The 19,286-nt window shown below is 70.3% G+C and carries 18 protein-coding genes; 6 read left to right on the forward strand and 12 right to left on the reverse strand.

The annotated features are described in order from the left end of the window. Positions 1–86: 86 nt before the first annotated feature. Positions 87–716 carry a glutathione S-transferase family protein gene (locus ACG02S_RS10115; protein WP_394470333.1) on the forward strand — a complete coding sequence of 210 codons (630 nt, stop codon included), beginning with the start codon at positions 87–89 and terminating at the stop codon, positions 714–716. 146 nt (positions 717–862) lie between these two features. Here the strand turns inward: ACG02S_RS10115 and ACG02S_RS10120 are convergent, their stop codons facing one another. Both ACG02S_RS10120 and ACG02S_RS10125 read right to left on the reverse strand, forming a co-directional pair. Further along, complete coding sequence (locus tag ACG02S_RS10120) at positions 863–1,510, reverse strand: response regulator (RefSeq protein ID WP_394470334.1); 648 nt, start codon at positions 1,508–1,510, stop codon at positions 863–865. Positions 1,511–1,593: 83 nt separating this feature from the next. Next, positions 1,594–3,246 (reverse strand): FMN-binding glutamate synthase family protein, encoded by a 1,653-nt coding sequence (locus tag ACG02S_RS10125; RefSeq protein ID WP_394470335.1) that lies wholly within the window; start codon positions 3,244–3,246, stop codon positions 1,594–1,596. Between the two features lie 84 nt (positions 3,247–3,330). On the opposite strand from ACG02S_RS10125, the gene sppA reads away from it, so the two are divergent. Beyond that, positions 3,331–5,199, forward strand: coding sequence for a signal peptide peptidase SppA (gene sppA, locus ACG02S_RS10130; protein ID WP_394470336.1), 1,869 nt, complete (start codon positions 3,331–3,333; stop codon positions 5,197–5,199). A gap of 7 nt (positions 5,200–5,206) precedes the next feature. On the opposite strand, the gene ACG02S_RS10135 is transcribed toward sppA, so the two are convergent. From ACG02S_RS10135 to ACG02S_RS10160, 6 genes are all read right to left on the reverse strand, one after another. Continuing rightward, entirely contained in the window at positions 5,207–7,048 is a 1,842-nt protein-coding gene (locus ACG02S_RS10135) for a YncE family protein (protein ID WP_394470337.1), read from the reverse strand. A gap of 113 nt (positions 7,049–7,161) precedes the next feature. Continuing rightward, positions 7,162–7,788: a glutathione S-transferase family protein gene (locus ACG02S_RS10140; protein WP_394470338.1), complete on the reverse strand. Its 627-nt coding sequence runs from the start codon at positions 7,786–7,788 to the stop codon at positions 7,162–7,164. Between the two features lie 33 nt (positions 7,789–7,821). Continuing rightward, positions 7,822–8,802, reverse strand: coding sequence for an XdhC family protein (locus ACG02S_RS10145; protein ID WP_394470339.1), 981 nt, complete (start codon positions 8,800–8,802; stop codon positions 7,822–7,824). A gap of 72 nt (positions 8,803–8,874) precedes the next feature. Continuing rightward, positions 8,875–9,093, reverse strand: a complete 219-nt coding sequence (locus tag ACG02S_RS10150) for a hypothetical protein (RefSeq protein WP_394470340.1) — start codon at positions 9,091–9,093, stop codon at positions 8,875–8,877. A gap of 106 nt (positions 9,094–9,199) precedes the next feature. Then, positions 9,200–10,978, reverse strand: a complete 1,779-nt coding sequence (locus ACG02S_RS10155) for a hypothetical protein (protein WP_394470341.1) — start codon at positions 10,976–10,978, stop codon at positions 9,200–9,202. A gap of 87 nt (positions 10,979–11,065) precedes the next feature. Then, the gene (locus ACG02S_RS10160; RefSeq protein ID WP_394470710.1) at positions 11,066–11,602 is read right to left on the reverse strand and encodes a DUF924 family protein; all 537 of its coding nucleotides are present in this window, start codon (positions 11,600–11,602) and stop codon (positions 11,066–11,068) included. A gap of 179 nt (positions 11,603–11,781) precedes the next feature. Here ACG02S_RS10160 and ACG02S_RS10165 point away from each other — a divergent pair, with 179 nt between their 5' ends. Beyond that, positions 11,782–12,207, forward strand: a complete 426-nt coding sequence (locus tag ACG02S_RS10165) for a hypothetical protein (protein WP_394470342.1) — start codon at positions 11,782–11,784, stop codon at positions 12,205–12,207. Positions 12,208–12,232: 25 nt separating this feature from the next. Here the strand turns inward: ACG02S_RS10165 and ACG02S_RS10170 are convergent, their stop codons facing one another. Continuing rightward, positions 12,233–13,114, reverse strand: coding sequence for a hypothetical protein (locus ACG02S_RS10170; RefSeq protein ID WP_394470343.1), 882 nt, complete (start codon positions 13,112–13,114; stop codon positions 12,233–12,235). 214 nt (positions 13,115–13,328) lie between these two features. Between ACG02S_RS10170 and ACG02S_RS10175 the strand changes: the two genes are divergently transcribed. Both ACG02S_RS10175 and ACG02S_RS10180 read left to right on the forward strand, forming a co-directional pair. Next, entirely contained in the window at positions 13,329–13,649 is a 321-nt protein-coding gene (locus ACG02S_RS10175) for a BON domain-containing protein (protein ID WP_394470344.1), read from the forward strand. Between the two features lie 198 nt (positions 13,650–13,847). Further along, positions 13,848–16,658, forward strand: a complete 2,811-nt coding sequence (locus ACG02S_RS10180) for an ATP-binding protein (protein WP_394470345.1) — start codon at positions 13,848–13,850, stop codon at positions 16,656–16,658. 31 nt (positions 16,659–16,689) lie between these two features. On the opposite strand, the gene ACG02S_RS10185 is transcribed toward ACG02S_RS10180, so the two are convergent. Both ACG02S_RS10185 and ACG02S_RS10190 read right to left on the reverse strand, forming a co-directional pair. After that, positions 16,690–17,376, reverse strand: coding sequence for a helix-turn-helix transcriptional regulator (locus ACG02S_RS10185; protein ID WP_394470346.1), 687 nt, complete (start codon positions 17,374–17,376; stop codon positions 16,690–16,692). Between the two features lie 374 nt (positions 17,377–17,750). Beyond that, positions 17,751–18,146, reverse strand: a complete 396-nt coding sequence (locus ACG02S_RS10190) for a VOC family protein (protein WP_394470347.1) — start codon at positions 18,144–18,146, stop codon at positions 17,751–17,753. Positions 18,147–18,286: 140 nt separating this feature from the next. Here ACG02S_RS10190 and ACG02S_RS10195 point away from each other — a divergent pair, with 140 nt between their 5' ends. Then, on the forward strand, positions 18,287–18,616 hold the full coding sequence (locus ACG02S_RS10195; RefSeq protein ID WP_394470348.1) for a DUF805 domain-containing protein: 330 nt from the start codon (positions 18,287–18,289) through the stop codon (positions 18,614–18,616). Positions 18,617–18,659: 43 nt separating this feature from the next. On the opposite strand, the gene ACG02S_RS10200 is transcribed toward ACG02S_RS10195, so the two are convergent. Continuing rightward, positions 18,660–19,271 carry a hypothetical protein gene (locus ACG02S_RS10200; RefSeq protein ID WP_394470349.1) on the reverse strand — a complete coding sequence of 204 codons (612 nt, stop codon included), beginning with the start codon at positions 19,269–19,271 and terminating at the stop codon, positions 18,660–18,662. Positions 19,272–19,286: the final 15 nt, after the last annotated feature.

Consider the following 19,286-nt stretch of genomic DNA (forward strand, 5'->3'; position numbering starts at 1 on the left):
CCGACAGGCGTTTTTCACGCCCGATGGCCCAGGGGGCGCTGGCTAGAATCGTTTCGACCTGTTATCCCCTTGTTTGCCCTATGACGATGAAGTTGATCGGATCTCTCGGCAGCCCTTACGTGCGCAAGGTGCGCATCGTGATGGCCGAGAAGAAGCTCGACTACCAACTGGTGCTCGAAGACGTCTGGGGTAGCGATGCCATCCTGAAGATGAACCCGCTGGGCAAGGTGCCCTGCCTGGTCATGGAGGGCCAGGACTCCATCACCGGCGCCGTGTTCGACTCGCGCGTCATCGTCGAGTACGTGGACACGCTGTCTCCCGTGGGCAAGCTCATTCCCGACCGCGGCCGTGAGCGCTGTGAAGTGCGCACCTGGGAGGCGTTGGCCGACGGCATCGTCGACGCGGGCCTGTTGATCCGCATGGAGCGCACCTGGGTGCACCGCAGCGAGGCGCAGCGCAGCCCGGCCTGGATCGATCGCCAGTTGACCAAGGTGACGGCGGCGCTGGCCGCGATGAGCCAGGGGCTGGGCGACAAGACCTGGTGCTCGGGAAACCATTTCTCGCTCGCCGACATCTCGGTCGGCTGCGCTTTGGGCTGGCTGGCGTTCCGCTTCCCCGAGATCAACTGGCGCGAAGATCACCCAAATCTCGCGCGCCACATGGACAAGCTGTCCCAGCGCCAGAGCTTCATCGACACGGTCCCGGTCGCGGCCTGAGCCAGCGGGCCGCGCGCCGGGCCGCTCCCAAGCCGGCCCGCCAGGGCGATGTGCGCGCGGCTCAATGCCGCGAGCATCGCGGTCCCCACGGGGGACCGGCAGGCCCACCGCGTCCAGCGGGTGGGACTGGACGAGGGGCCTGCAATTCAGGCGATCAGCAGTTCTCGCGAGCGGACGTGAAGCAGGCGCACCAGGCGCCAGATGCGGCGCTCGATTTCGGCCGCCTCCAGCTTCCACAGTGGCACGATCTCGGCCAGCAGCAGCCCCTGCGCGAGCAGCGTGAGCAGGTGGCGACTGGACTGCTCGATCTGGCGGCCTGCGGGGCTGGCATCCAGCGCCGCCGAGGCCTGGCGGGCCGTCACCAGCGGGCTGCGCTCAATGCCGAAGGCGGCCAGCGCCTGGCGGGCCAGCTGCGGGCTGAGCATCGCGCGGCGGTCGTGCAGCCGCTTCAGCGCATCGACCAGACTGGCACCGTTGCCGTCATCGACGTGGTACGCATTGGCGCCCGCACTCAGCGCGGCGAACAGCTGCAGGTCGTCGGCAGTGGGCGTCAGCAGCAGCAGCTGCGGGCGCACCGGCAGCCGCCCCAACTCCATCGCCACGCGCATGGCGTGGGCGTCGAACAGGCGCAGGTCGCTGGCGACGATGTCGGGCGCCAGATCGGCGATCTCGGGCAGCGCATCGGTCAGGTTGCCGCCGCTGCCGGCCAGTTGCATGTCGCGAGCGCCCAGCAGCTGCGAGCGCGTGCGCTGCAGCGCGGTATCGCCGAGTCGGAGCAAGTAGACGGTGGGCATGGCGCGGCACATTGTCCGCGTTTCGCCATGCATCCCCCTAACTTGCAAGCCTCAACCCCCATGAATTGGCGGTTGCCACTCGGTCAGGGGGACGGCTGTATGGCCCCCTGCGGTGCGAAGCTGTGCGCGCTGGCCAGCGGCCAGTAGACGCGGAAGGTGTTGTGCGGCAGCTCGCCCTCCAGCAGCGCGCCGCGCTTCACAAACGGCAACAGGTTGGCCAGCAGCTTGACCTCGTGCTTGTCCAGCCGGTGCACGATGTGCTGGGCGGTGATTTCTTGCGGGTGGCACAGGCCGGCGGCCTCAACCAGCTCCTTCAGCGCCTTCAACGTGCCCTGGTGGAAGTTGGCGACGCGCTGCGCCTTGTCGGGCACGACGATGGCGCGCTGGCGGTGCGGGTCCTGCGTGGTCACGCCGGTGGGGCAATGGCCCGTGTGGCAGGCCTGGGCCTGGATGCAGCCCAGCGCGAACATGAAGCCGCGGCCCGAGTTGCACCAGTCGGCACCCAGCGCCATCAGGCGCACGATGTCGAACGCGGTCGTCACCTTGCCGGCGCAGCCGATCTTGATCTTGTCGCGCAGATCCAGGCCCACCAGCGTGTTGTGCACCAGCAGCAGCCCCTCCTGAAGCGGCGCGCCGACATAGTTGGTGAACTCCAGCGGCGCCGCACCCGTGCCGCCCTCGGCGCCGTCGACGACGATGAAGTCCGGCGTGATGCCCGTCTCCAGCATCGCCTTGCACAGCGCGAACCACTCCCACGGGTGGCCGATGCACAGCTTGAAGCCGGTGGGCTTGCCGCCCGACAGCTCGCGCAGCTGCTCGATGAACTGCATCATTTCCACCGGCGTGGAGAACGCGCTGTGGCGCGCCGGCGAGATGCAGGCCACGCCCTCGGGCACGCCGCGCGCAGCAGCGATCTCCGCCGTGACCTTGGGGCCCGGCAGCACGCCGCCGTGGCCCGGCTTGGCTCCCTGGCTGAGCTTCAGCTCGATCATCTTGACCTGCGGGTCGCGCGCGCCGGCGGCGAACTTCTCGGCGCTGAACGAGCCGTCGTCGTTGCGACAGCCGAAGTAGCCGGAGCCGATCTCCCAGATCAGGTCGCCACCATGCACGCGGTGATGCGTGCTGATGGAGCCTTCGCCGGTGTCGTGCGCGAAGCGGCCGTCCTTGGCGCCCTTGTTCAGCGCCAGGATCGCGTTGGCGCTGAGCGCACCGAAGCTCATCGCCGAGATGTTGAACACGCTGGCCGAGTACGGCTGCGCGCGACCCGTGCCGATGGTGATGCGGAAGTCGTGGCTGCTGAGGTGCGTGGGCGCCAGCGAATGGTTGATCCACTCGTAGCCGCGCACGCCGACGTCCAGCTGCGTGCCGAACGGCCGCTGGTCCGGGTCACCCTTGGCGCGCTGGTAGACGATGGAGCGCTGTGCGCGCGAGAACGGCGCGGCGTCGTTGTCGCCCTCCAGGAAGTACTGGCGGATCTCGGGGCGGATGAACTCCAGCAGGAAGCGCAGGTGACCGATGACGGGATAGTTGCGCAGAATGGAATGACGCGTCTGGCGCACGTCGCGCAGGCCCAGCAGCGTCAGCGCCAGGAACAGCAGCACCAGCACGCCGTCCACCAGGCCTGCGGTCCAGCTGATCGCGAAGAACAGCGCCAGCAGGCCGCACAGCATCCAGCTCGCATAGCGCAGCGGGAAATGCGTGTTCAGGCTTCTCAACCAGCCGGGCCAGGCAAGCATGGGTTCTCCTCTTCCACCGTGACCGACGGATGCTAGTCGCTCGGGCGCACACAATCGGCGCAAAACCACCCCAGGAACCTCGCGATGAAGTCTGTGTTCTCCAAGATCGGCTGGCTGTTTTCCAGGGCCTGGTGGCTGCTGGACGGCACGCGGCGCGCGTTGATGAACCTGTTCGTGCTGCTGCTGATTGTCATCGTCGTGACAGCCTGGCTGACGCGCGGCCCCGCGCCACTGGCGCCCAAAACCACGCTGGTGCTGAGCCTGAACGGCAACCTGGTGGAGCAGTTCTCCGGCAGCCCGCGCGAACAGTTGCTGGCCCAGGCGCAGGGCCGCAGCACCGCGCGCCAGACGCGGTTGCGCGATGTGCTCGCCGTGCTGGACCAGGCCGCCAGGGACGACCGCATCGGCGCGCTGCTGCTGGACCTGGACGAGTTGCGCGGCGCCGGCCTGAGCAGCCTGCACGAGGTGGCCGCCGGGCTGCAGCGTTTCAAGAAGAGCGGCAAGCCCGTGCTGGCCTATGCCGACAGCTACAGCCAGCGCGCCTACTTCCTGGCGGCGCTGGCCGACGAGGTCTACCTGCACCCGATGGGCAGCGTCGCGCTGGAGGGTTTCGGCCGCTACAACGTCTACTACAAGGACGCGCTGGCCCGCCTGGGCGTGACGGCCCACGTGATGAAGGCCGGCACGTACAAGAACGCCGTCGAGATCTACACCGAGAACGCGCCCAGCCCGGCCACGCAGGAGTCGCTCGGCCTCGTTTACGGCGAGCTGTGGAGCGGCTTCACGGCCGCCATCGAGACTGCTCGCAAGCTGGAGGCCGGCAGCATCGCCAGGGACATCGCCGAGCTGCCGCAGCGCCTGGCCGCCATGAAGGGCGACGCGGCCCAGCTGGCGTTGCAGCAGAAGCTGGTCGACGGCCTGCGCACGCGCGACCAGATGCGCGAGCTGCTGATCGCCAAGGGCGCGCGCGACGAGCAAAACAAGACCTTCCTGCAGGTGTCGCTGGGCGGCTACCTGGCGCAGGTGAAGGCCGCACCGCAGCCCAGCACGCTGCAGCCGGGCGTGGGCATCGTCGTGGCCGAGGGCGAGATCGGCGACGGCGAGGCCGGCCCGGGCCGCATCGGCGGCGACTCGACCGCGCGGCTGATCCGCAAGGCCCGCGAGGACGACGCCATCAAGGCCGTCGTGCTGCGCGTGAACTCGCCGGGCGGCAGCGCCTTCGCGTCCGAGATCATCCGCCGCGAGCTGGAGCTGACGCGTGCGGCCGGCAAGCCGGTCGTCGTCTCGATGGGCGACGTGGCCGCCTCGGGCGGCTACTGGATCTCGACCAGCAGCGACGCCGTCATCGCCGATGCCGGCACCATCACCGGCAGCATTGGCGTGTTCGGCCTGCTGCCCACGGGCGAGGGGCTGATGGACAAGCTGTCGCTGCACACCGGCGGCGTGACGACCACGTGGCTGGCCGGCGGCTACGACGCGCGCCGCCCGCTGGACCCGCGGCTGAAGGCCGTCATCCAGACCAGCATCGACCACGTGTACGACCGCTTCACGGCGCTGGCCGCGCAGGCGCGCAAGCGCACGCCCGAGCAGATCGACACCGTGGCCCAGGGCCGCGTGTGGACTGGCGCGCAGGCCAAGGAACGCGGGCTGATCGACCGCCTGGGCAGCCTGGACGACGCGGTGCAGACGGCGGTGCAGTTGGCCAAGCTGGACGTGAAAGCCGGCGATCGGCCGCCGCTGGTCTACGTGGAGCGGGACATCAGCCGCAAGGAGCGGCTGCTGGCCTCTCTGGCCGACGTGATGGCGCCGTCGCTGGTGCAGTCACTGGGACTGGACCTGCTGCCGGCCGCCTTCACCGAGGAACTGACCGCGCTGCGCGACCTGGCGGCGGCATCGGCGCAGGGCCGCTGGGAGCGGGTGGCGGTAGCGCACTGCCTGTGCGGCCCCCCCTGAACGGACCTCAGCGCAGCCGCGCGCTGCTGACGATCAGGATGCCGGTCGCCTCGGTGTAGGCCGGGTGCGAGGTTCCGGTGCGGAGCGCCACCGTGCCGGCAGGCCCCGGCACCAGCGTCGCGTAGTCGATGGCCGCGCCGGCCGGCAGCGACAACGTGTCCAGCAGCGCATAGCTGGCCAGGTCCGCCACGATCAGGCGGGGCGTGGCGCCAGAGGCAGTGTCAAGGCACAAGACCCGGCCCGCTGTCGCAAAGCGGCAGCCGGTGCCGTAGCCAAGCTGGCCATCCAGCTCAAGGCCTGGCGCGCGAGCCAGCCGGTTGTTAACGAGCAGCCGCTCCCCCAAGCGGTCTATCGTGCGCTGGTAGAACCCGCCGCCGAAGCTGATCACCTGGCGCTCGGCCAGGCCGTCGGCCAGCACTTCCAGCCGGCGCAGGCCGAACTCGGTGGTCTCGTTGTTGTAGCCGTAGACCGACTGCCCGTCGGCGCCGAAGACGATGAGGTTGGAGCCCGTGTGCTCCTGGCTCTGCCGGGGCTGCAACTGCATGGCGCGCACCAGGGCGACGCCACCGTGCTTGGGGCTGACGCCGGGGCGCGCCAGGGCCACCGCAAACAGGTCGGCATCCACCGGCGAGGCGGCCAGCGTCTCGACCACCAGCTGGCCGTAGAAGCTCGACGACGGCAGCCGCACGCGGCCCAGCTCGACAAAGCCGGGAAGGGCCAGCCGCACCACCTCGCCGCTGCCGTTCAGGCCGACGTAGATCGACGCGCCGTCGGCCGCGATCGCCATCGCGTTGGGCTCCGAGCCGACGGGCAGCGAATGCGTGACGGCGCCGCTGGCCGGGTCGATGACGGCGATGCGATTGCCCGTGCCCACGGCGGCGCCCGGCACGCTGGCGTAGTACACGCCACGCCGCGCGTCGAACACCAGGGCGTTGTGCAGCAGTGCGACGCTGCGGGTCGCCACGTCATCGACGACGACGGCCTGCCCGGCGACCATGCCCTGCACCAGCCGCAGCGTGTGCAAAGGCTCCACCGCGCCGCGTGTGGAGTCCTGGTACTGGCGGTCCGCGCGCAGCAGACCGATGCCGGGGCCCCACCAGGTCTCTTCGGTGCCCGTGAACACGTAGTCGGCCGGGTAGCCACCGCCGGCCAGCGACTTCGAGTACATGGCCGCGATGCGGTAGACCGTGCGAAAGCGCGCCGCTTGCACCGTGCGCGCTCCGATGCGGTAGTCCTCGAAGCCGACAAAGGTCTGGGCAAGCTCGAACGAGAAACCCTCGTGCACGCCGTCGCCATCGACATCCTCGCCGTAACTGCCCTGGCGCAGCAGGCGGCGCACGCTGCCCACGGCGTAGAAGGGTTCGGCGTACTCCAGCGGGTCGCCGACCAGCTGTGCGGCGGCGTTGGGCAGGCCGCCGGTGAATGGGGCAATCACCTGCAGACCCTCGGCGGTGCGCCGGTAGTCGCTGGTCGATTTGCCGGCAACCGGGTCTGTTTCTTCCCAACCGATGGTGCCTGGGGCCGCGCGGGCGACGATGCGCACCGCCACCGTGCGAGTGCTGGCGCCCGCACCCTCGGTGCGCTCGTACGTCCAGTTGTCACCGACCGCCAGCGGGAAATAGTTGTCGGCGCGCCGGTCCACGCGCGCGCCTGCGGGGTTGTCATCGCTGCGCAGCGTGGCCGGGGGCGGTCGGCTGCCCGCCGGGACAACCGGTGCGGCCGCCACCGGCGGTGGCTCGGCCCCGCCGCCACCGCCACCGCCGCCGCAGGCGGCAAATATCGCCGAGGCGATGACGACGCACCACCGGGCCACACAGCGCTGTGCAGCCATCTCTGTCCATGCCTTCATGGTTTTCTTTTGCCGACTGAACTCGGCCTCCCCGGCGGTGATTGTCGCCAAGCGGCGGGCTTCGTTCAGTCAGCCAAACCCGGACACGGCCGGCCTCAACGAGGCCGTGGAGATCAGTACACCGGGTCCGGCAGCTTTTCCTTCGCCACCACGCGCTGCGTCGCAGGACGCTCGAACACGCGTGCCAGATACGCACCCAACGCCGGGCGCGTTTTGGCCGGGTTGGCCTGCATGCGCGTCCAGCGGCACAGCATGAAGGCCAGCGGGTCGACAGCGGTGTAGTGCTCACCCAGGAACCACGGGCCGCCGTGGCGCGCCAGCTCGGCGTCCATCTGGTCCAACATCGGCGCCACCTGCGCCTCGGCGCGGGCCTTCACCTCGGCGGCGTCGCTGGCCATGCGGTCGGGGTAGAAGTAGTGGATCAGCATGGACTGCAGCGTGTTGGTCAGCCACGTCATCCACTTGTAGTACTGCGCCCGCTCAGCGGTGCCAGGCGCCGGCGCGAAGCCGGGGTGGCAGTCGGCCAGGTGCATCAGGATGGCGGCCGTCTCGTACAGCACGAGGTCACCGTCGACCAGCGTGGGGATCAGGCCGTTGGGGTTGAGCTTCAGATAGGCGGGCGACTTGTGCTCGTTGTTGGCGCGGTCCACCTGGCGCAGCGTGAACGGGATGCCCATTTCTTCGAGCAGGATATGCGGCGCGAAGCTGGCGTTGCTGGGGAAGTAGTGCAGTTCGATCATGGCGGGCAACCGGGCGAGAGGAAGCGCAGCACTTTAGACGGCGCAGCCCGCCTCCGCCTTCGCGCCACCCGCGCGATACCGCACGGCCGTCATCTCGGCCAGGATGCTGAGCGCGATCTCCGGCGGCGTGCGCGCGCCGATGTCCAAACCCACGGGGCCGTGCAGCCGGTCGAGTTGCTCGGCACTCAGGTCGAAATGCTCCGCCAGCCGTGCCTTGCGCTTGGCCTGATTCGCGCGCGAGCCGATGGCGCCGACGTAGAAGGCCGCCCCCTTCAGCGCCTCCATCAGCGCGAGATCGTCGAGCTTGGGGTCATGCGTCAGCGCGACGATGGCCGTCGCGCCATCGGGCTTGAAAGCGGTGACGACGTCGTCGGGCATGTCGCGGGTCAGCGCCACGCCCGCCAGCGCGAAGCCGTCGGCGTACTCCTCGCGCGGGTCGCACACGGTCACGCCGTAGCCCAGCGCCAGCGCCATCTGCGCGAGGTAGTCGGTCATCTGCCCAGCGCCGATAACCAGCAGCCGCCATTGCGGGCCGTGGTGGCTGACGAGCTGCGTGTCGGTCAGCACCAGCGTGTCGGCGCCCGGCGCGGCGTCGGCCAGCGTGACGGTGCCGGTCGCGAGCGCCAGCGTGCGCCGCACGCGCTCGCCACGGGTCAGACGCGCCAGCAGGTCATCGACCCCCGATTGCGGCCCCAGCGGCTCCAGCATCAGCTCCAGCGTGCCGCCGCAGGGCAGGCCAAAGCGGCGCGCCTCTTCCGCCCCGACGCCGTAACGCAGCGGCGTGGGCCTGGCGAGGGTCAGGCTGCCGGCGCGCAGCTGGGCGATCAGGTCGTCCTCGATGCAGCCGCCCGACACCGAACCGGCGATGAGGCCATCGTCACGCACCGCCACCAGCGATCCCACCGGCCGCGGCGCAGAACCCCAGGTGCGCGTGATGGTGCCCAGCACGACGCCGCGCGCTTCGGCTCGCCAACTGGCGGCCGTGCGCAACACGCTGAGGTCGAGGTTGTCCATCGCTGCCGGGTCGCTAGTTGAAAAGGCCGCTAGCGTAAGCGGCCCGCGCCCGGCGCGTTGGCGCGAGGTTTCTCAGTTCTTGCGGCCGAACACCAGCAGCAGGCCGCCGATGGCGATGGCGCCGACACCCAGCCAGACCGGCAGATTGACGTGCTCGGTCTCCTTGGCCGACAGCTCGACGGGGCCGACCTTGGCCACCGTGGTGTCCTTGGTGTAGCTGAAGCCGCCAAGTGCCAGCGCGGCAGCGCCGGCGACGAGCAGCAGGATGCCGATGATTTTGGTTGCGCCCATGGTGGGTCTCCCAGGTTGAGGTGGCCGCAGTGTGGTGGCTGCACCTGCCGGTGCGGATGTAACGAAGGCGCGAGCCGCTGTCAGACAACGCCGACAGCGGCTCATCTCACGGGTAGGACTTCAGCGTGGCGGTGTTGCCGCCCCCCTGGCAACGCGCCGGCTCGCCCACGTCGTTGATCACGCGCTCGATTGCACCCTTGTCTACCAGGCACACGGTGATCAGGGAGCGGAAGCGCACGCCCGGAACGTCGGGCGCCTCGATGGCACGGTCCAGCACCACGTCGGGCTTCAGGAACACGCTGTAGACGCCCAGGCCCCAGGCCTCGTGGCGCGTCACGGTATCGGCGACTTGGTACGAAGCGAAGCCGCGACCGCCGGCAGCGTTGGTCCACGCGCCTTGCGTCGGCGGGTCGTACGGGATCTCGGACTGGTAGAAGTAAACACGCCCACCGTTGCCTCGCCAGACGACCTGCTCCTGCTGGAAGTGCTCCACGAACAGGCCGTAGATGGTCACGTCCTCGCCGTTGACCCACAGGCCATGAGCGGATGGGTTGTCGGTCCAGCTGACACCGGCGCCATGGTCGGCGCGCCAGATCCAGGTGTGGTCCACCAGCGTGTCGTGCGCATTGATGCGCAGCGCGGTGTGAACCTGGCCCGCCGCCGCGCCGCCGACGCGGAAGAACAGATCATGCAGCGCAATGGGGTTGCGCTTGTGGCGGCGCTTGCTGCCGACGGGCGCGACTTCCATCAGCACGCCGGAGTTCTGCCGGCCGGCGTCCAGGAACAGGCCGGCGACGGTCAGCCCGTCCACGTCGGCGGTCTTCACCAGCGGCACGCCGTTGTCGGAGCGCAGCGTCGGAAAGCCGATGCCTAGCACCACCGTGCCGGGCCGGTCGATGCGCAGCGTCTCGGTCAGCAGGTATTCGCCGGGTGTGAACAGCAGGTGCTTGCCCGCCGCGAGCTGCGCGTTCAGCGCCGCGGCCGAGTCGCCGGGCCTGGCGATGTGAAAGCGGGCGATGGGCAGCGTCTTGCCCGGCGTGATGGCGCCGTTGGCCCACGAAATGCCCGCGCTGTCGCGCCGCAGCGAAGGCACGCGCACCGCGTAGCGGCCGTCCTGCTCGACGAACAGGTAGGGCTTCTCGCGCACCAGCGGCGTCTTGGCGATGGTCGTGAAGCGCTGGCCCGGGGTCGGAAACTCGCCGGCCGGCGCCTGCGGCACGCCGACGAACACCATGTTCCAGTTGGAGCCTGTCCAGCTGCCCCATTCGCTGTTGCGAGAGATCCATTGCTGCTGCGTGGCCGAGTCGACGCGGCCGTCCACCCGCACGTCCGAGAACCAGCCGCCGCTGGCCCAGCCGTTGTTCTGGTTCAGCCGGATGTTGCCGCGCACGTGCATGCGCCGGAACGGAATGGCCTGCGACACGGCCCATTGCATGGTGTTGTCGCCCAGGCCCAGCGTGGGCGTCACCGCAAAATTCTCGGCGCCGCGCCAGAAGTTCTGCGTCGCGTTGTCGCCGTCCAGGAAGGCGTTGGACCGCAGATCGCCGATGACGTGCACGTCGCCCGGGCGCCGGCCCAGCCCCAGCACGTGCGTGTAGAAACCCACCGGGATGCGCAAGTTCTCGTAGGTGCCCGGCAGCAGCAGCACGGCGTCGCGGCGCGGGCCAAAGTGGTTGGGCTGCTGCGCCGTGTAGATGTCCAGGATGCGCTGCTGCAGGCCCGGCGTGGACGGGCTCAGGATGTGCACGTGGGGGCCGAAGTCCGGCGCCGCGGGCGGCGCCGCGGCGGCCGGCAGGGTCAGCGTCGCGGCCACCAGCAAGGCGGGCAACAGGGCGGCAGGGGCGCTCGGAAGCGCAGCATCGTTCTTTGCAGTCTTGCGTGGCATGTCTCGTCCTCGCCAGTGGGCTGGCTGTCGTGGCTGCCCGCGCCGGCGCGGGATTGGAATCGATTCCAATCCCGACATTGAATCACATCAGAAGCTGGAGCCCGGCTGCTTCAGGAATTCGATTTCCTCCGCCGTGGAAGCACGTCCCAGGATGGCGTTGCGGTGGGGGTAGCGGCCGAAGCGATCCACGATGGCCTTGTGCTTCAGCTCGAACTCGTGCGTGCCCTGCGGCGCGCGCGCCTTCATCAGCGGCTCCGCCACCGCGTGGATGGCGGCGGACTCGCTGTGCATGTAGGGCATGTAGAGGAAGGCGCGCCGCTCAACCGGCAGCGCGAGGTCGGCGCTGGCGGCCACGGCCTCCTGCGCGAGCGCGAGCGCCAGCGGGTCGGCGGCAAAGGCACCGGGCGTGCCGCGGTGGATGTTGCGGGCGAACTGGTCCATCACGATGACCTCGGCCAGCCGACCCTCGGGCGTCGTGCGCCAGCCGAACAGCTCGCAGCGCAGGGCCTGCGCATGCAGCGCGCCGAAGCGCTGGCGGATGGCTGCGTCGAACTCGGGATCGACCCGCCACCACTGGGCGGGCTGGGTCTCCTGGAACCAGAAGGCGAGGATGTCGTGCGGCATGGCGGGCTCGGGGCGGTGGGCGTCGCCCGGAGTCTGCACGACGCAGACCAGCCAGCCGCGTGAAACAGCAGGCAACTTGTCGCAACGCATGTGAGCCAGACCCGCCAGTCGCGACTTCATCGAATCACCGCGATACATGCCGGCGCGCGGCATCGCGCGCTTGGTGCAGACTCCCCCCAATGAATCTGCACATTGACGAGACCCACACCCCCCTGAGCACCGAACAGAGCCTGATGGGCTGGCGCCGCGAGTTCTGCGTGGAACTGCTGGGCGACGGTCAGGCGCGCGTGTTCCTGCGCGCCGTGGAGGCACCGTCGCTGAAGGCCACCGATCTGCACCGCGGCGTGCTGTTCCACCGCGTGGGTGCAGGCTTTGCCGACATGAACGGCTGCGTCGCCGCCGCCCGCGAGCCGCTTGAGCGGCTGGCGCGCACCGCCGTGCGGCAGCAGCCCAGCAAGGACAACTTGTTCGCCGCGGTGACTTACGACCGCGGCCTGTGGGATCAGGTGACCAGCGCCGTCGACCAGTGGCAACGCCGGCCCCCGGCGTCGAGCCGAGGCGTCCAGGCGACGGTTGCGACCCGCGACCGCAGTCATCGGCAGTAGCCCACCGTCACGACCACGCCGGCCACTACCAGGCCAGGCTTGCCCCCACCGACCCGAAGCTCACGCCTTGCCCCTGCGCGTCACGGCTGCGGCCGATGCCGGGCGTCAAGGTCCAGCCGCTGTCGCCCGCCGCGATCGCGGCCTTCAGCTGCAGGCTGCGCAGCTGGCCGCCCTCGAACACGCGGTCCTGCGTGAGCTCGCCGCTCAGCGCCACGCGCTCGCTGACGCGGTAGGTTGCACCCAACTGGTGGCTGCGTTCCAGCGCAGCCTCGTCGCGGTTGACGACCGACACACGCGGGCCGGACAGCACCCCCAGCAGCCCCTGCAGCCCCGGCGAGGCCGCTGTCGCCTGCTGCGTGCTGCGGCTCCGGTAGCGGCTGTGCAGGGTGGCGCCGTGGAGGCTGAGGCGCGGCGTCACCACCACGGCGCCATGCAGGCCGACGCCCTGGCCAGACAGGCGCTGCTCGACCGCCGCCCCGGCCACCGTGCCGCCCGCACGGGCACGGCGGTGCGTGCCCTCCACGCCGACGCTGACGCCATCCACCGGTTGCCAGTCCACCGCCGCGGCCAGGTCGGTCCGGCACAGTTGCTCGCCGTCGCGGCGCAGGCTGGCCGTCAGTCCGGCCTGCCAGGTCTTGCCCGCCACGCCGCCGCCCAGCGAGACCTGGTGCGGCCGGTAGGTCGCGCCCGCCGCGTCGCGACTGCGGGAACGCCCGACGCCGGCTTGCACCCAGCCCGTGCGGCCCACCGGCACACGAGCCGCTGCGGCGGCGCTCTGGTTGCCAAGCGCATCACGCTGCACGGCGATGCTGACGGTGCGCCTGTCGGCAGGGGCCTCGGCGTCCTGCGCCGGGGCGAACGTGGGCGCCATCAACGCGGCGGCGATGGCGAAGTGTGCTGCTTTCATGGGGTTGTGCTGGGAATGGCAGGCGTTCATCAGCACAACGCCGGTGCGCAGCGCATCCATCCCGGCCGAAAGTAACAAGTGGTTCCTCAGCGGACGTGCGCTCGTCCTACACGTTGATCAGCGGCGTCCGGCCCCGGCCGGACGCGCCGCTGCCTAAATTGCAGATTCAGCGGTGCGCATCGGGTGCTGCCGCTTCCGATGAAAGGAACTCCCCATGAAGATCTCTCGAATCGCTTCGCTCGTCATCGTCGGCGCCATGGTCGCCCCCCTGGCCGCTCACGCCCAGGACAAGCCTGCCGCCAACGCCAAGGTGTGGGTCAAGGACTCGGTCGTGACGACCAAGGTCAAGGCCCAGCTGGCCGCCAGCAAGGTCTCGTCGCTGGCCACCGTGCATGTCGACACCGACGCCAACGGCCACGTGCAGCTGACAGGCAAGGTCGCCAGCCAGGCCGAGAAGGACCGCGCCGAAAGCATTGCCAAGGCGACCGAGGGCGTGAAGATGGTCGACAACCAGCTGACCATCACCGCCAAGTAAGCCCAGCCAGTGGCCTGCCGGCATGAGCCGGTGGGACCTGCGGCACCCGCCGCCCTCCCGCCAACGCCGGGAGGGCGGCTTCCTTTGTGCGCGTGCTAATGTGCCGGCGCTCAAAAAACGCGCCATGTACAAAACCTCCAATAGCCGCACCGCGCCGACGCCGCACCGCCCCTGCCACCGCTCCCGCCGCTGCCCGCGATGACGGGCCGCCTCGCCCCCTCCAGTGCTACGCATAGCGCCACCCGCGAGGCGCTGCTGCGCATGGCAGCGCGCACTTTGATCGGCATCGTGGCGGTGGTGGGCGGCGTGGCGGCGCTGACCGGCCTCGTCGAGGCCGCGGCGGGAATGCGTGCGCTGTGGGGCAACCAGCGCCTGCTGATGGGCCTGGGCATGCTGGGCGTGGGCGGCTGTGCCGCGCTGCTGAGCCGGGCAGGTCGACAGCGGGCCGCCACCACGCTCGTGCTCAGCGGCACGCTCCTCATCCTCGTGGCCCATGCGGCCCACATCGGGCTGGGCGTGCACACGCTGATCCTGGGGGCCGGCGCACTGCTGATCGCGCTGGCGGGTGGCGTGGCCGGCAATGGCGCGGCACTGGCGCTGGCCCTCCTGTACATGCTCGCCATCGGCGCGCTGGCGCTGGCCGAGGCCAGCGGGTGGCTGCCGGGCCTGGGCGCCGCCGTGCAGCCCACCTTGGCCAGCCGCGTCGTCGCCCACTTCCTCATCGCCGTCAGCGGCCTCGCGTCCGCCCTGTTGCTGAATCGCATTCTGGGCGCCGCGCTGGCCCGCGCCATCAGCGAGGAGGCGCGGCTGGCGCACCTGGTGCAGGCCGCGCACAACTGGGCCTGGGAGGCTGACGCGCGCTTTCGCATCACCACGCTGTCCGACGAGTTCGAGGCCCTCAGTGGCCACAAGCGCGATGACTTCCTGCGCATGGGCGAGCCCGGCGGCGCGGCGCTGGTGCGCGATGCCGAGTACTTGGCGCTGGTGGATGACGTCCGCGCCCGCCGCCCCTACCGCGACCGCATCAACGGCTTCCAGACGCCCGACGGCCGGCTGCTGTGGACCCTCAGCTCCGGTGAACCCATCTTCGACGCGGCGGGCCAGCACATCGGCTGGCGCGGCGTCAGCCACAACATCACGGGCGAGCGGCTGGCGCTGCAGCAGCACCAGCGCACCGCCAGCATGCTGGACCGGCTGCTGCGGGCCAGCCCGGACGCTATCTGCGTGGCACGCATGGCCGATGGCCGCATCTGCTTCTCCAATGCCGGCTTCGGCGCGCTGATCGGCCGCAGCCGCGAAGACCTGCTGGGCCGCACGGGCCGCGAACTTGGCCTGTGGCCCGACAGCCGCGAGCCGCAGCGCCTGGCCGCCGCGCTGGCCGCCAGCGGCATCGTGCGCGACTTCCGCTCGGCCATCCTCGTCAACGGCGAATGGCGCGAGCTGCTGGTGTCTGCCACGTCGCTGGACTGGGAAGGCGAACTCGCCACGATGATGATCGCGCGCGACATCACCGAGCCCGAACGCGCCCGCATCGAGGCCGAAGCCATCCTGGACCACGCCAGCGTCGGCATCGCGCTGACCCGGGGCGAGCGCTTCGAGCGCGTGAACCGGCATTGGCGGGACATCTTCGGCGGCGCCGAGCCGCGGCAGCCCGATGGCAGCCCCGGATTGCCGACGACCCACGAGATCGCCAGCGCGGCGCAGGCGTTCGAGCGCGATTTCACGCGCCCGGATGGGCGCCGCATCACCGTGCAGTTCAATGCGCGCCGCCTGCCGTCGACCGTGGCCGGCCGCCAGGACAGCGGCAGCGCCACGCTGTGGGTCGCCGAAGACGTGACGACGCGCCGCCGCCAGGAGCGCGAGCTGCAGGCGGCCAAGCAACAGGCCGAGACCGCCAGCCACGCCAAGAGCGCCTTCCTCGCGACGATGAGTCACGAGATCCGCACGCCGCTGAACGGGGTGCTGGGCCTGGCGCGGCTGCTGCAGGCCGAGGACGACCTCGACACGCGCCGGCCTCAGTACCTGGCCCACCTCGCCGCCGCGGCCGAATCGCTCAACGAGATCGTCTCCAACGTGCTGGATCTGTCCAAGATCGAGGCCGGTCACCTGGAGCTTGAAAAGATCGAGTTCGACCTGCACGCGCTGGCGCAGGCCAGCTTCGAGGGCTGCGCAGCGCTGGGCCGCGAGCGCGGCCTGCAGATGCAGATCGTGCTGACGCCCGGGCTGCCGCGGCTGGTCATCGGCGACCCCCTGCGAGTGCGCCAGATCATGGCCAACTTCCTCGTCAATGCGCTGAAGTTCACCGAGCAGGGGCACATCCGGCTGCGCCTGTCCGCCGCCGGGGACGAGCACGTGCGCATCGCCGTGGAGGACAGCGGCATCGGCGTGCCCCAGGAGCTGCAGGAGCGGCTGTTCCGGCCATTCGCGCAGGCCGACGACTCGACGACGCGGCGCTTTGGCGGCACAGGGTTGGGCCTGTCCATCTGCCGCGAACTGGCCACGCGCATGGACGGCCGTGTGGGGCTGGACAGCGACGGCCGCCACGGCTCCACGTTCTGGGCCGAGCTGGCACTGCCACGCTCGCTGACCATCGACGACACCGCCGCGCGCCGGCGCATCCCCATCCCGCAGCGACACCCCCTGGCCGGCCAGCGCCTGCTCGTGGCCGAGGACAACCCGGTCAACCGCCTCATCATCACAGCGCTACTGCAGCGCCTGGGTGCCGAGGTCATTGAGGCCGAGGACGGCGAGCAAGCCGTCGCCCTTGCGCGTGCCCAGGCCGGCCGCCTGGACGCCGTGCTAATGGACCTGCACATGCCCAAGGTCGACGGCCTGCGCGCGACCCAGCTGCTGCGCGCCGACCCATCCACCGCTGAGCTGCCCATCCATGCCTTCACCGCCGCCGTGCTGGACCAGGAACGCCAGGCCGCCATGGCGGCGGGCATGAACGGCTTCATCGCCAAGCCGGTGGCGGAGGCCGAGGTGCTGCGCGTGCTGGGCGGCATCTGAGGCCGCCGCGCGGCCGCGGCTGCAACAGCGCTCAGTGCGCCTGCGCGTCCTGCAGGCGCCGCATGTCCGCCAGCGTCTTGCCGGGCTCGTCCCGGAAGCGCTCTTCCAGCACGGCCAGCGTCTCGATGCGGTCGACGCGGAAGCTGCGGAAATCCTCGCGCAGCTCGCACCAGGCCGACAGGGTCCACACCGGCCCCCAGAACAGGCAGGCCAGCGGGCGCACGACACGCTCGCTCTTCACGCCGCCCAGGTCCAGGTAACCCAGCCGCAGCTTGGCGCGCGCCTCGGTGGCCTCGCGAAGCGCGGTCAGGTGGGCGCTGGTGGCCGGGTCCAGCGCGCGCAGTGGCGCGTACAGCGCCAGGCTCTCCGCCGCGGCGCGGGCGTCCAGCGGCAGCACGGCCAGGATCTTGCCCAGCGCGTTCTCGGCCTGACGGGCCAGCGCCGCATCCAGCTGCGACTCGGCCATGCGCACGGTCGCCACGAGGGCCTGCGCCTCCTGCTTGCTGAACATCAGCGGCGGCAGGTCGAAACCGGCCCGCATGCGGTAGCCAACGCCGGCCTCGCCCTCGATGGGCACGCCTTGCTGCGCCAGCGCCGCAATGTCGCGGTAAACAGTGCGCATGGACACCTCCAGCCGCTGGGCCAGGTAGTCGGCCGTCGTGAGGCGACGGCCGCGGATGAGCTGGACGATCTGGAAGAGGCGGTCGGCGCGGCGCATGGGAGAGCACTGTAAAGCCCGGGTGCGGCAGCGAGGCACGCCCGAGGGCATGGCGAGGCGGGCAGCCAGCAAGAAACGACGACGCTGTGGGCTCGCGCCCACGAGGAGGACCAACGCCGCTGGCGAACCGAAGCGCCAGGCCAGCGGGCGTGCCTCGCTGCCGCACCCGTACTCCGCGGGCACGGCCCTTGCGAAAGGAAGGGTTCACCGACAACGAGGTCGAACACGATCATGGCCATCTACGCTTCCTCGCAGGCCCGCGGCACCGAGCGGGTCGATGTGGTCACGCTGGGCGCCATCAGCGTTCCGCAGCCTGCATTCACGCCCGGCCAGCTGTTCGTGGCGCAGGCAGCGCGCCCCGCAAAAGGGCAGCGTCAGCCCATTGCCGTGCACAGCTCCACCAGCGTACCGTCGGGGCAGCGCACGTAGGCCACCACCTGGCCCCAGGGCTTGGTGAGCGGCTCGGCCAGCGGGGTGGCGCCAGCGGCCACGGCGCGGTCGAAGGCGGTCTGCACGTCTGCCACCGTGAAGCCGATCTCCATGCCCAGCGGTTTCGCGCTGGCGTCGGCGGCGACATAGTCGTGCTGCACGCTGTCGCGTGCGGTGGCGTGGTCGACGAAGGCCAGCTTCACGCCGTCCGCGCCGGTGTCGACCTCGCCGTAAGCGCCGCTCTCGTGCAGGAAGCGGCGCGGCAGGCCGAAAGCCTGGTCGAAGAAGGCCAGCGAAGCGGCCACGTCGGTCACATAGACCAGGGTGTAGGCGAAGTTCATGCGTCGATCTCCCGAAAGTTGAAGGCCCGCATGGTCGCCGCGGCGGCTGTCACCCCGTGTCAGCAGCAGACGGGCCCCCGGTGGTGGCGCCCGCCGCTGCAGCTAGCATGCGCCTCAGCCAAAAAACCCAGGGACCACCCATGACCTTCCAGGACTCCATCCGCACCTGCTTCAGCAAGTATGTCGACTTCTCCGGCCGCGCCAGCCGCTCGGAGTATTGGTGGTTCTTCCTGTTCGTGCTGCTCGCCTGCATGGCGGCGATGTTCATCAGCGACATCCTCTACTACCTCGTCTCGCTGGGCACGCTGCTGCCGTCACTGGCCGCCGGTGCGCGCCGCTTGCACGACACCGGCCGCAGCGGCTGGTGGCAGCTGTTGTGGCTGCTGCCGCTGATCGGCGCCATCATCCTGATCGTGCTGCTGGCGCAGGAAGGCAAGGCCGACGGGGACGCTCCGCTCTCCAGCTCCTGACGCGGCGCGCGGGAACAGCGCGCACTGGTCTTGCCAGCCGACCTCACTTGAGCGCGTCGACCTGCTCCTCGCGCATCTTCTGAAGCCGACGGTGCATGCCGCGCCACGAGCCGCGGTGACGGGCACCCCAGATGAGCATGCTCGCCAGGCTCCAGCAGACCAGGAAAGCGAAGATCAGCACGCCCCAGGCCAACAAGGTGCCCAGCGGCCTGTAGTCGCCACTGCGCCAGGCCAGATGGCCGCCCATCCAGGCCCAGGCCAGCAGCGCCAGCGGCAGCAGGACGAGCAGGCTGCCGATCACCAGTCCCAGACGAGGGAACGCCTTGGCTGCGGGCGCCAGCAACCACGGCAGCACCAGCACCGGCACGAACATCGCCATCTCCGGCGAGACCACAAACCAGGCGAGCGCCCCGGCAGCCACCACCCCCACCACCGCCCGGACGATGCCGGCGCGCCCGCCGTCGTCGCCCGAGGACGGCATGGGTTCGACGTCGGACGCACCGGGGCTGCTGCGGCGTTGCAGCTCGGCCTCGGCGGCCTGCCGTGCGGGAGCGGCCAGCCCGCCCGCTCGCAGGCGGCGCTTCAGCTCGCTGGTCGGCATGGCGCGGTACAAGGCCTCCAGCGAACGGCGCTTCTTTTCGTTGGCAAACATCATGAGGGAGGCATGCTA

This window comes from Pelomonas dachongensis (assembly GCF_043555865.1).
GTDB classification, from domain to species: domain Bacteria; phylum Pseudomonadota; class Gammaproteobacteria; order Burkholderiales; family Burkholderiaceae_C; genus Pelomonas; species Pelomonas dachongensis.